12 protein-coding genes and 1 pseudogene are annotated in these 12,451 nt (G+C 44.4%); 7 read left to right on the top strand and 6 right to left on the bottom strand.

Annotated features, from left to right (window positions below):
• Window positions 1-123: 123 nt before the first annotated feature.
• Window positions 124-1,758, top strand: a complete 1,635-nt coding sequence (locus ACE3JL_RS19755; protein ID WP_375328202.1) for an alpha-D-glucose phosphate-specific phosphoglucomutase — start codon at window positions 124-126, stop codon at window positions 1,756-1,758.
• A gap of 68 nt (window positions 1,759-1,826) precedes the next feature.
• Here the strand turns inward: ACE3JL_RS19755 and ACE3JL_RS19760 are convergent, their stop codons facing one another.
• The 3 genes from ACE3JL_RS19760 to ACE3JL_RS19770 are packed head-to-tail and all read right to left on the bottom strand — an operon-like array spanning window position 1,827 to window position 4,169.
• Window positions 1,827-2,237: a TerB family tellurite resistance protein gene (locus ACE3JL_RS19760; protein ID WP_271989488.1), complete on the bottom strand. Its 411-nt coding sequence runs from the start codon at window positions 2,235-2,237 to the stop codon at window positions 1,827-1,829.
• A 1-nt stretch (window position 2,238) separates the two neighbouring features.
• Complete coding sequence (locus tag ACE3JL_RS19765) at window positions 2,239-3,579, bottom strand: 16S rRNA (cytosine(967)-C(5))-methyltransferase (RefSeq protein ID WP_271989487.1); 1,341 nt, start codon at window positions 3,577-3,579, stop codon at window positions 2,239-2,241.
• Window positions 3,576-4,169 (bottom strand): alpha/beta hydrolase, encoded by a 594-nt coding sequence (locus ACE3JL_RS19770; protein ID WP_334311254.1) that lies wholly within the window; start codon window positions 4,167-4,169, stop codon window positions 3,576-3,578. The genes ACE3JL_RS19765 and ACE3JL_RS19770 overlap by 4 nt, the downstream gene beginning before the upstream one ends.
• Before the next feature lie 286 nt (window positions 4,170-4,455).
• Here ACE3JL_RS19770 and ACE3JL_RS19775 point away from each other — a divergent pair.
• The 5 genes and pseudogenes from ACE3JL_RS19775 to dprA all read left to right on the top strand — a co-directional run.
• Window positions 4,456-4,656 (top strand): annotated as a pseudogene (locus ACE3JL_RS19775) (DUF4277 domain-containing protein); the annotation flags it as partial.
• Window positions 4,657-4,978: 322 nt separating this feature from the next.
• The gene (locus tag ACE3JL_RS19780) at window positions 4,979-7,327 is read left to right on the top strand and encodes an HD family phosphohydrolase (RefSeq protein ID WP_375328203.1); all 2,349 of its coding nucleotides are present in this window, start codon (window positions 4,979-4,981) and stop codon (window positions 7,325-7,327) included.
• Entirely contained in the window at window positions 7,324-7,791 is a 468-nt protein-coding gene (locus ACE3JL_RS19785; RefSeq protein ID WP_375328204.1) for a DUF29 domain-containing protein, read from the top strand. Before ACE3JL_RS19780 ends, ACE3JL_RS19785 begins: the two co-directional genes overlap by 4 nt.
• A 38-nt stretch (window positions 7,792-7,829) precedes the next feature.
• Window positions 7,830-8,477, top strand: a complete 648-nt coding sequence (locus tag ACE3JL_RS19790) for a Uma2 family endonuclease (protein ID WP_375328205.1) — start codon at window positions 7,830-7,832, stop codon at window positions 8,475-8,477.
• Between the two features lie 242 nt (window positions 8,478-8,719).
• Window positions 8,720-9,868, top strand: a complete 1,149-nt coding sequence (gene dprA / locus ACE3JL_RS19795) for a DNA-processing protein DprA (RefSeq protein WP_271989483.1) — start codon at window positions 8,720-8,722, stop codon at window positions 9,866-9,868.
• 66 nt (window positions 9,869-9,934) lie between these two features.
• Here the strand turns inward: dprA and trxA are convergent, their stop codons facing one another.
• Window positions 9,935-10,291, bottom strand: a complete 357-nt coding sequence (gene trxA, locus ACE3JL_RS19800) for a thioredoxin (protein WP_002750414.1) — start codon at window positions 10,289-10,291, stop codon at window positions 9,935-9,937.
• A gap of 377 nt (window positions 10,292-10,668) precedes the next feature.
• Between trxA and ACE3JL_RS19805 the strand changes: the two genes are divergently transcribed.
• Entirely contained in the window at window positions 10,669-11,874 is a 1,206-nt protein-coding gene (locus tag ACE3JL_RS19805) for an acetate kinase (RefSeq protein WP_271989482.1), read from the top strand.
• A gap of 31 nt (window positions 11,875-11,905) precedes the next feature.
• Here ACE3JL_RS19805 and ACE3JL_RS19810 read toward each other — a convergent pair whose 3' ends face one another.
• Together ACE3JL_RS19810 and ACE3JL_RS19815 are read right to left on the bottom strand one after the other, a co-directional pair.
• Window positions 11,906-12,196 (bottom strand): type II toxin-antitoxin system RelE/ParE family toxin, encoded by a 291-nt coding sequence (locus ACE3JL_RS19810; protein WP_271989481.1) that lies wholly within the window; start codon window positions 12,194-12,196, stop codon window positions 11,906-11,908.
• Window positions 12,193-12,423: an addiction module protein gene (locus ACE3JL_RS19815; protein WP_002758583.1), complete on the bottom strand. Its 231-nt coding sequence runs from the start codon at window positions 12,421-12,423 to the stop codon at window positions 12,193-12,195. Before ACE3JL_RS19815 ends, ACE3JL_RS19810 begins: the two co-directional genes overlap by 4 nt.
• Between the last annotated feature and the right edge of the window lie 28 nt (window positions 12,424-12,451).

A 12,451-nucleotide genomic window follows, 5' to 3' on the forward strand; every position in this document is an offset into this window, starting at 1 on the left:
TTAAACAGGATTTAGTATGACAGGGGACTCCCCAACTGTTGTCTTTCTTACCTGATTTCTTGGCTGTCAACCTACTGCTATATACTTAAGTTGAGAATTGCGTCGGCCCATCAAGAAAAGACTATGACGATTGAAACCGTTGCCACAAAACCCTTTAGTGACCAAAAACCGGGGACTTCCGGACTACGAAAATCCGTTCCCGTTTTTCAACAACCCCATTATCTGGAAAATTTTATTCAAGCTATCTTCAACACTTTAGACGGTATCGAGGGTCAAACCCTAGTTGTCGGTGGAGATGGTCGTTATTATAACCGTCAAGCTATTCAAACTATCCTGAAAATCGCCGCCGCTAACGGTATCGGTAGAATCCTCGTGGGAACCGATGGTATTGTCTCCACTCCCGCTATTTCTGGGTTAATTCGCGAAAATAACGCTTTTGGTGGTATTGTTCTCTCCGCTAGTCATAACCCCGGCGGTCCAGAGGGGGATTTTGGCATTAAGTACAATATTACTAACGGCGGACCAGCCCCGGAAAATATCACCGATGCAATTTATGCTGAGACTAAGGTGATTAGCAGTTATAACATCCTCTCAGGGGCCGATATTAACCTCGATCGCCCCGGTTCCTTTAAACTGGGAACTATGGATGTGGAAGTGATCGATGCGGTTACTCCCTACGTCAAAATGATGGAAAAGATTTTTGATTTCGATCGCATTCAGGCCCTACTCACTTCTGGTAAGTTTAAAATGTGCATGGATTCTCTCCATGCGGTGACGGGTCCCTACGCTTATGCTCTATTTGAACAGCGTTTAGGTGCGCCCAAGGGTACAGTGTTAAATGGTATTCCCCTAGAGGACTTTGGTGGTGGTCATCCCGACCCTAACCTAGTCTATGCCCATGATCTGGTAGAAATTCTCTTTGGTCAAGAGGCTCCGGATTTTGGGGCTGCTTCCGATGGCGATGGCGATCGCAATATGATCCTCGGTCGGAATTTTTTTGTTACCCCCAGTGATAGTTTAGCTGTACTAACTGCTAACGCTCATCTAGTACCGGGCTATCAAAATGGTATCACGGGAGTGGCGCGATCGATGCCCACCAGTGCGGCGGCCGATCGCGTAGCGGCTAAACTGGGAATTGACTGTTATGAAACTCCCACCGGTTGGAAATTCTTCGGTAATTTGTTAGATGCGGGGAAAGCAACCCTTTGTGGTGAGGAAAGTTTCGGCACGGGTTCCAATCATATTCGCGAAAAAGATGGTTTATGGGCGGTTCTTTTCTGGTTAAATATTTTGGCAGTTAAAGGGGAATCGGTAGAGGAAATTGTTCGCAGTCATTGGCAAGAATTCGGTCGTAATTTCTATTCTCGTCATGATTATGAAGAGGTCGCCTTAGAACCGGCTAAAGAGATGATGGCACGTCTCCAGCAGTTGGTTTTAGACCTTAAGGGTCAAAAATTTGGTAACTATGAAGTGGAATATGCCGATGATTTTAGCTACACGGATCCCGTGGATGGTAGTGTCAGTAAAAATCAAGGTATTCGCATTGGTTTTACCGATGGTTCTCGGATTGTTTATCGTCTATCGGGTACGGGAACTAAAGGAGCAACTCTCCGGGTTTATCTAGAAAGTTATGAACCGGACGCAAGTAAACACGATATCGACACCCAAAAGGCCCTACAACCCTTAATTGATTTAGCGGAAGAAATCGGTCAAATTCGTCAATCTACTGGACGGGAACAACCCACGGTTATTACCTAAAATCTAGGGAGAAGCTATCAGTTTTTGTCGGGGAATTTTTTGACCTGCTTATCACTGATAGCCCCTCTTTAGTTACTTTCAGTAATTGCCCTGTGGTACAATTTCTGAATTCCCGTCACTAATTTATCTAACATTGAACGATGGCTATCGTGAGTCGGATCAAAACTTTGCACTTTGGTTAATAACTTTGCTTCCTGTACGTCCACGTCGTCATCGCTATAGATTAAAGTGCTAATCGATGCTAGTAGATCTTGATAGGTTTCTGGACTAGGATTATCGCCTAAATAGGACTCCAACCATCGATAACATTCACTGGTTTTAACTGGTTTTAGTTCCGATAATAGTGGTTTAATCTCTGGATCATCATCAAGTTTTTCCCTCACAGCTACCTGTCGTAAATAACTTCTTTCTGATGGTTGAATCACACCATCAATCCAAGCAACACCGATGAGAATTTTCAGTAATTGTTTATTTTTCATCTCACACTTCCTTGACTAACTTAGCCATAAAAAAACCGTCTTGATTATGTCGATGGGGTAACACTTCGATCGCTCCCGTTTCTGTATAGTATTCTGAGAAAGATGAATTAGAGTCGGGAGTGGCCATTTTCCAATCGGGATGAGCGGCTAAAAACTGCTCGATCACTCTTTCATTTTCTAACGGATTTAAGGTACAGGTGGCATAAACTAAGATTCCCTTCGGTTTTACCCAAGTGGCAGCCGAGGCTAAAAGTTCCCCCTGTCGTTTGGCTAGTACAGGTAAATTTTCGGGTGTTTGTCGCCAACGTATATCAGGACGCTTGTGCAGGGTTCCCAATCCTGAACAGGGAGCATCGATTAGTACACGATCGGCGATGCTACACCACTGGGGACGATCGCGACTATCCCCTAGATGTATTTCGATCGCTTTTAAGTCTAATCTTTTAATATTGGCTTCTAACTGTCGTAAACGGGATGCCGTTTGATCACAGGCTAATATTCTACCTCGATCGCCCATTAATTCGGCAATATGAGTGGTTTTTCCCCCCGGTGCCGCACAAGCGTCGATAATTGTCTCTCCGGGCTGGGGATCGAGGAGATAAGTGACTAATTGGGCGCTAATATCCTGTAGGGTGTAATTTCCGGCTCTAAATCCCTCTAAACGCTCAATATTGCCTAAACCAGAGGTTAAACGGCAAGCTAGAGGTAATTTAAGATGATTAAAAGTTATATTGGCTGATTCTAACTCATTTTCTAGGGCTTCTCGGCTAGTTTTCAGGGGATTAATCCGAATATCGAGGTCAGGAGAGCGATTAAACCATTGACACAGTTGTTCCGTTTCCGTAACACTAAAGCGATCTAACCACAATTGCACCAACCAATCGGGGAAACTGTGGAGAATGCCCAATCTAGAAGCGGTATTTTCTGGCAAAATTAAAGGATCGTCGCCATTAGCAGTTAAACGGAGATATTGCCGCAGCATTCCGTTAACCACCGCCGCTAATTTGCCTAAATGACTGATTTTAGTTAATTCTACCGCCGTATTCACCGCCGCTGATGGGGGAATCTGGGAGAGATAACGCAGTTGATAAAGACCAATATGAAGAATTCGCCGTAAATCTGGGGGTTGCTGGGCCGCGGTTTTTTTCCCCAGGCGATCGAGCAGCGCATCCAGAGTTCTTTGTCGGCGCATTGTACCATAAACAATCTCCGTTGTCAAGGCTTTGTCAAAACAATTTAAGGAACTAGCGGACAAATGACGATCAAGAGCGCGATCGGGATAGGTGGAAAAGCGATCGATATCGCGTAAAATCAGCCAAGCCAGCTGACGAGCATTATTCATGCTGTTTCTAGACGATTGCGGAGGAATTGGCGTAAAATAGTCAGCGCCGGAATCGGGATTTCGTGGCCCATATTTAACTCGTGATATTCGACGTTAACCCCCAAACCAAGCAGTAAATCTCTGGCTTGACGAGCGGCAGTAATAGGAACGACGGGATCCTGCTTACCATGAACAATTAAGACATTTTGTGGACCTTGGGGATGGGGTTCACTGTGCAGATAACCACTCAGGGAACCCAATCCCGCCAAGGGTAAGGATAAACCCACATCCAGCGTCATCGCTCCCCCTTGGGAAAAACCAGTCAAAAAAGTCCGCTCTAGGGGAATACCGGTGGTTGCTTCTAGGGAAATAATCCAATCGTGCAACTGTTGACGACTAGCGACTAAACCTTGATAATCGGAGGTTTCTAACGCATACCAGGCGCGTCCCCCCGGCACTTGCGGATGATTAAAAGGAGCATTGGGAAACAAAAATTGACAATCAGCCAGATCCAGCATCGATGCAAGGGGGGCCAGATCCATCGCATCCGCACCCCAACCGTGCAGCATGATCACTAGATAGCGAGCGGGATTTTCCGGGGAAGAGGGAATGACAATCGGGTTAAAAGACAGAGTTTTTTCCTCGCAATTCTCTTTTTTTTCTATTCTATAGCGATTTTCCCCGGGGTGAGATGGCTGTTGGGGAGTCTTTTTAGCGCTCGGTGATCAGTAATCAACACTATTCTACTGTTTCGGTTAAACCGACAATCCGCACTTCAAAATGTAGCCTAAAACAGCATAAACTCATTCAAGAAAGAATAAGTAAAAATACTCAGATAATTAGTCCCAAAAAAATGAGACAATCAAAAAGCTCAAAAATCTATTAAAGAAACAAAAACTGTCTCCTATCTCAGAGGTAAAACTTAACAACCTAGATCACTTAGGAATAGTAGCCTAGCTAATTGACGTAATAAGAATAGTTGAAATAATCAACTCTAAATTAGGAATCGACCATCGAGAAAAAAATTCAGCAGGAACAGTGGTCAAAGCTATTCTAATCAATGAATTAGGATTTATTTCCAGACCTTTACACTTATTTTAAGTGGGTTTTGCGGAAGAACTTTTTCAGCAAAACCTATTGATGCTTATAGGATAGTCACTACTCCTGGAATTGTTGGGAATTAGTTTAACTCTTGCATCGGAAAAAATATTTGGTATTTTATGATTTCTCCTCAACCCTTGATTGGTTGAGTATTTTTTTGATTATTCTGTTTTTTTTTCTTTGAAAATACCGGCTGTTTTTTATGCTTCAAAGTGAAGTGCGGAATATGGGTTAAAATAAAAAGGGGAACCAAAAACCAAGCTGCTGGTATTTTTCCTCTGGGCATGGTGGCGCAGTTTATAGAATTTAGCTGGAATTTATGAATCATTTTCTGCATTCTTTCACTGTTTTTCCTGATTTTGCCCGAAAATCTCGCTCTTACTCCCTAGGTAAACTGCGACGACCCTTAATCTTCCTGTTTACCGTCGGTTGTCTGACTAGCGTGGTCGGTTATCGTTTCTATAATCAGCCGAAATTGGCCGTCGGGACTATTTCTCCAGTCACAATTATCGCTCCCGAAGATGCCAGTTTTCAAGACCAAGAAACCACCGACCTCAAACGCCAAAAAATTCGGGCCGGACTGCTTCCCCGACTGAAAAGAGACCCCCAAACCACTGCCGAGATTGAGCAATCGCTACGGGACACTTTAGGACAGTTAAGTCAAATTAGCCCATTTTTGCCAAAAAATTCGATTTTACTGAGCAGGACTATTTCTAACGCCACACTGGGAACGCTGCTCACCTTTTCTGCCGCTCAATGGTCAACTCTAAAAAGCGGCCTCAACTATGAAGAATCTTTTGCAAAACCCTTGACAAAAGAACAGGAATATGCAGTACAGGAAATACAAGCCTATCGTCAGCGCGTGACGAAGGGAAACTTTGAGCAATTTATCGATCGATTGGAGCAGTTACGGCAAATACAGGAGCAAACCAGCCAAAATTATCGGCATTCCAGCTTAAATAAACTCAAATATGCCGCTCTGATCACAGTGGCCCAAATGGGCGATCGAGAATGGCAAAACCTAGAAAAAGCCGTCCTGCAAGCGGGGCGCCGGATTTTGGTGCAAGGCATTCCCCCCGGGATTTCCACCAGTCACCTACAGGATACCATCGCTGTGCAGATTAGCAGCGATCGCCTAAACCGTCGTCAGCAGCTTTTAGCTGAAAATATCCTTCTGGCAGCTCTAGAGGGACAAACGAACCTGATAGAAGATCGAGAGGCCACCAAAGAACAAGCCACTAAAGCGGTGGAAGCGGTAGATATGGTCATGTCTAATGCTCAAACAGGTCAAATTATCGTTAAAGCAGGCGAAAAAATTACTCAAGCTCAGTTTGTTCTCATCGATGGCTTTGGTTTAAGCGAACGGGGCATTAACTGGATGGGTTTAGGATCAACGGCAATCCTTGTCACCGGCGCGATCGGGACTTTTTGCCTCGTTGCTCAACGTCTCCATCGGCCTCTGCGTCACAGGGATTTTCTGCTCTTGGGTTTACTGAGTTTTACCACACCGATCCTAGTGATCGCCAATATTCCCTTTACCAATCTGGCAGCCGTGGGTTTATTAGTCAGCAGTTTCTATGGCCCGACTTTGGCCGTCACCCAAGTCCTCTTAACTGCCGGTCTTTCCCTATTCAGTATCCAAGCTATCAGCGCTGATTTAATCGCCGGGACGATTGGGGGACTATTAGCTGCGATGATAGCGGCAAAATTGCGCTCCCGGGATGAATTATCGCTCCTAGGGATGGGAATCGGAGTCAGTCAAGGGGGTGTTTATCTGCTCACCTACCTAATCGTTAGCGCCACGGCCAGCACAATCATCTATACTCTACTACCCACGGCGCTCGTCTATGGTCTATCGGGAATAGCTTGGACGGTAATCGCCCTAGGATTATCCCCCTATTTGGAACGCTGTTTCGATGTGGTGACTCCCATTCGTCTGGTGGAGTTGTCCAATCCTAATTGTAGTTTGCTCAAACGTTTGGCCACGGAAGCGCCGGGTACTTTTCAACATACCCTTTTTGTCGCCTGTTTAGCTGAAGCGGCCGCCCGAAAACTGCACTGTAATGTGGAATTAATTCGCACGGGAACCCTCTATCACGATATCGGGAAAATGCACGATCCCCTCGGTTTTATTGAAAATCAAATGGGTGGCCCGAATAAACACGATGAAATTAATGATCCCTACGTCAGCGCCGAGATTATTAAAAAGCACGTTAGCGAAGGGTTAGTCATGGCCCGCAGACACGGTTTACCGCGAGTGGTCCGCGATTTTATTCCCGAACATCAAGGCAATCTCTTAATTTCCTATTTTTATCAGCAAGCTTTGCAAAAATCCGCCCAAAATGTTCAAGAAATCGTTGATGAGGCGGCCTTTCGCTACGATGGTCCGATTCCCCAATCTCGAGAAACGGCGATCGTTATGTTGGCCGATAGTAGCGAGGCCGCTTTGCGATCGCTAAAGGAGGCCTCCCCAGAACAAGCTATGGATATGATCAAAAAGATTTTTCAGGCCCGATGGCGCGAGCAACAATTAGTAGATAGTGGTATTCGTCAAGAGGAATTACCAATTATTGCCGAGGTTTTTGTGCAGGTTTGGCAACAATTTCATCATCAACGCATTGCCTACCCAAAAGCGGTTTTAGAAGTCTCCTCAGCCAAAAAAATATGAAAAAAGATACTTGGCTAAATCAGTTACAATTTCTCTACGAACAAGATGAACATCTCTGGTTGACTGAAACAATTAAGCTTCTCAAGGCAAATCGTCTAGCTGAGTTGGATATTCAACATTTAATCGAGGAGTTGGAGGCTTTGAGCAAACGGGATAAAAATCGAGTTGAGAGTTTTTTAAGACAGATAATTATTCATCTTGTGCTGTGGCAATATTGGTCAGAAGAATTTGAATTAAATCATCGACATTGGCAAGGAGAAATCGCCACGTTTAGAGTTCAGCTAAATCGATACTTAAGCACCAATCTAGAAAAATATCTCCTAGATAACCAAGAAAGAATCTATCAAGATGCGGTTTTTATTGTCGGACAAAAAACTGAAATGTCTCCGCACAATTTCCCTCTAAATTGTCCATATTCCCTCGAACAAATGCTTGATAGGCATTGGTTGCCAGAGCGAAATTAGTTAAATCCCACAGAAAAAAATCAAGGATAATTACCAAAATGCTACTAATTACTCTCAACGAAAATACTTTATCTTTATCTCCGGGCAGTCAAGTTATTTTTCCGTATCAGACTTGGGAAGATTACAAAAGATTGCTGAGGTTACGTCTCCATAAAACCTATCCCAAACTCTATTTTAATCGCAAAACTCAAGAAATTCGGCTTATGTCTCCCCTACCAAGTCATGGCAATCGTATTGATACATTAAGGGATTTAGTAAAAATTATCCTCCGTCGTCAAGGTAAAGACTGGCAATGTTTTGATCCGATTACCTTGAAAATACCGGGAGAAGCGGGAGTAGAACCAGATACTTGTTTTTATATTGATAATAGACAGGCAATTTTAGGCAAAGAAAGAATTGATTTAACTGTTGATCCTCCTCCCGATTTAGCTATAGAAGTGGATTTTAATTCCCTGACTGATGTAGAGGCTTATCAATTGCTAAAAATACCCGAATTGTGGGTTTATCGTCGGGAAGAATTAAAAATATATTTGTTAATAGAAGATAGTTATCAAGAAAGGGGAAATAGTCGTCTCTTTCCCGATATAAATATTAAGAAACTTTTCCCCTATTATGTTGAACTAGGCTGGAATCAAGGGTCTAGTCTGGCCTTACGTCAATTTGAAGCTTTAGAGAATTTTGGTTAAAACACTTTTTGTATAAAAGTGAGCCATGTACTCAATTAATATAAATAGTTTTTAAGCTATTCCAGTTGAAATTAACCCAATTGCAGAAGCTCAGATTGCACCGGAATATATTCAATGCCAATCGGCAAGACCTCAAAAACTAATGAAAGAGATTCTGGCATGATTACAATAAAATAGGGTCATCTGGCCGCATTCAGGTTTAACCGACTTAAAATATTACTTTGTCTGAGGAGCTTTTCAAATTGACAGACGATCGCGTTTATTGGTTAGCATGGTCAAGTATTGCTGGAGTGGGGCCAATTTCCCTGAAGCGACTTTATCAGCATTTTGGCAGTGTCGCTGTGGCCTGGAATGCGTCCGCTAGTGCGATCGCAGAAGTGGCGGGATTTGGCAAAAAGTTAATGGTAGCGGTACAGGAAGGGCGATCGCAAATTGACCCAGAAGCCCTTTTCAGCGAACACATCCAGAAAAACCCCCTTTTTTGGACTCCTAGCGACCCAGAATATCCCCGCTTTCTCGGGGAAATTCCCAGTCCTCCCCCTTTACTTTACTATCAAGGAAAGGTCAATTTAGGGGAAAATCAGGGAAATATCCCCACTGTCGCCATTGTGGGTACTCGTAACCCCACGGATCACGGCCGGCGTTGGGCGCGGCGCTTAAGTACCCTTTTGGCCCAACAGGGATTTACTATTGTTTCTGGTATGGCCGAAGGAATTGACGGAGAGGCACACCAAAGCTGTTTAAAAGCAGGGGGAAGGACGATTGCCGTCTTGGGAACGGGGGTCGATGTGGTTTATCCTAGTCATCATCGGCAGCTACACGCGAACATTCAGAAGCAGGGTTTAGTCATTAGTGAACATCCTGCCGCAACTCAGCCGAATAAAGCCCATTTTCCCAGTCGTAATCGCATTATCGCCGGTTTAAGTCGTGCGACGATTGTTATCGAGGCCCCCGAAAGGTCAGGCTCCCTAATCACAGCTAATTATGCTAACGAATTCGGTGGCGATATCTATGCTTTACCCAATTCTCCCGATATTGCTGCCGCTAGGGGTTGTTTACAACTGATTCATCAGGGAGCAGAAATTATCGTTTCCGAGGAGAAATTATTAGAAATGTTGGGAGCAATTCCCACCACTGACCAATCCGCACCGATTAATCTCTCCCCTTCACTCCCTCCAGAGACATCCCAGGTCGTTAATGCTGCTCCTCCAGCGAATCTAGAACCCAGATTAGTGCAAGTGTATCAGTTATTTAGTAGAGATGCCCTGTTGTTTGACATTATTGTTCAAAAAACGCAAATCCCCACCTCAGAAGTGGCGGGGATCCTATTGGAATTAGAATTAATGGGTCTAGTGACTCAGTTACCCGGTATGCGTTACCAGAAAACCTAGTCAACCCCCAAATGCTTATTTAGGGTATTAGCTAAAGTAGTTTTCGGTGCAGCCCCAACCACCAGATCAACTTTTTGAGCCCTTTTGCGGATCATCAGATTCTAGGTGTTTAGTTAAGGTATTGGCTAAAGTGGTTTTAGGTACAGCCCCGACCACCATATCGACTTTTTGACCTCCTTTGAAGATCATCAGAGTGGGAATACTGCGAATCCCGTACTGACTAGCGATATTGGGGTTTTCGTCGGTGTTGAGTTTCACCACCTTGACCTCCCCCTCGAACTGTTTGGCAATTTCCTCGACAACGGGAGCCACCATTCGACAAGGGCCGCACCAAGGAGCCCAGAAATCCACTAGGACAGGGTCGGCACTATCTAAAACTTCATCTTTAAAGGTGGCATCTGTAACGGCAGTAACCTCTGACATACTTAAGAAATCCTCTAGTAATCACGGTTATCTAGAATACGCAAAAATTCCGTTCTAGAGATTCGTGGTGCGATGTTGACATTCCACTGGTGAAAAGGACGAGAACTAGCTCTAAATCCACTTTAAAGGCCTTAACTTGCATCAGAGGTAGCTTCTTGGATCAATTTCACAAGGGGCATTCTTGTATTTTATAACCCTAGAGGCTCTATTTTGACTTTTTTTTGATAAAGTTTTGTAATATTGCCCGAGTCAAGGACGGGTGATGGCAGCCAGATAAAATTTTCTGGAAGAAAAACCCAAAAAGTCAGCGATTTTATCTAGGCTTAACCTGAGTTTGATTATGATCGGCATAGCCCACTTCCTAATTGAGCTTTTTTATGAAAATTCTGGTCTTAAATGCGGGATCGAGCAGTCAAAAAAGTTGTTTATACGATTTAGATTTTTTCCCCTCCCATCCTCCCCAACCAATTTGGGCAGCGGGGATCGATTGGACGGTTAACCCTGATTACGGGGTTTTAACGGTCAAAGCTCAGGGAACTAAACAGGAAATTAATCTTTCTAGTCGGGATCGTCCAGCGGGAATTGCTCGGATGTTAGATACCTTAGTAACTGGAGAAACTAAGGTAGTAGCCAACCTCACCGAAATTAGTATAGTCGGTCATCGAGTTGTCCATGGTGGCACGGAATATTCCCAGGCAACCATAATCACTCCCCAAGTCAAAGAAACGATTAAAAAGCTGATCCCCCTTGCTCCTAGTCATAATCCCGCTCATTTAGAAGGAATTGAAGCGATCGAGCAATTTTTCGGCGATGTTCCTCAAGTAGCAGTGTTTGACACCGCTTTTCATCGTTCTATCCCTCCTGAGTCTTCTTTTTATCCCATTCCCTACCAATGGAGTGAACTGGGAATCCGTCGCTATGGTTTCCATGGCACCAGTCATCAGTACTGCTCGCAACGGGCCGCCGAATTGTTGGGAAAACCCCTAGAATCCTTGAAAATGGTCATCTGTCATCTGGGTAATGGTGCTTCCCTATCGGCAGTCAAGGGGGGTAAAAGTATCGATACTACTATGGGATTTACCCCCCTAGAGGGATTGATGATGGGAACCCGCAGCGGTTCGATCGATCCGGGGATTCTGATTTATCTAGAGCGAGAATATCAATACAATCCCGATAGTTTAAATAGCTTACTCAATAAAGAATCGGGTTTAAAGGGAATTTCGGGTATTTCTGGGGATATGCGGGCAATTACCACGGCGATGGACGAAGGGAACGAGAGGGCAAAATTAGCATTTGAGATGTATATTCATCGTCTGAAAAGTTTAATCGGATCGATGATCGCTTCTCTAGAGGGGTTAGATGTCTTGGTATTTACGGCAGGAATCGGCGAAAATTCAGCTTTAGTACGGGAAAAAGCCAGTCAAGGCTGGTCTTTTTTGGGTTTAGAGTTAGATTTGGCTAAAAATGCCGCTCGTCCCCGGGATGAGGATATCGCCACCGACAGATCTAAAGTACGAGTGATGGTAATTGCTACGGCGGAAGATTGGGCGATCGCACGAGAATGCTGGCATTTCTTTCAATAGATCGGTGAAGTTAGGCAGATGGCAACTTCAATTACTTGCGATTTTTCCAGTATCCAGGCTCACGACTGCAATGCATGACTGCCAAAATCAGAATGTAGTCTTGCTCAATTGTGTAGAGAACACCGTAAGGAAACTTACGCGCCATACACAGCCGAACATCTTCATCAATTGCAGCGTAACGGGTTGGAGACTCCCTGATCCGATAAACTGTATCCTCGATCGCGTTTATGAACGCTTGAGCAACCTCAACTCTCTGCTCTGTGTAGTATTGAACTGCTTCAGCGTATTCATTCAGCGCTTCAGGATGAAATACGTACCTCATGGCTCAATCAGCCGTCTGACTTGGGCTAAAGCGTCTTCGCCTGGAATTGGTTGAATAGAACCATCTCGCACCTCATCTCTTCGGCGCTTGGCTTCAGTTACCCAAACTGCCTGAATTGCTGAGTCGGTATCGAATTCCAAGCTTTCCACCAACTTGTCTGCTAGGAATGCTCTTGATTCGCTAGGCAGCGACAATATTTCCTCAGTCAGTTGCTCAATTGATCGCATAGTCCCCATCCCTCGCAGAAGGCTCAAT

It is taken from the genome of Microcystis sp. BLCC-F210 (assembly GCF_042134685.1).
Classification (GTDB): domain Bacteria; phylum Cyanobacteriota; class Cyanobacteriia; order Cyanobacteriales; family Microcystaceae; genus Microcystis; species Microcystis aeruginosa_D.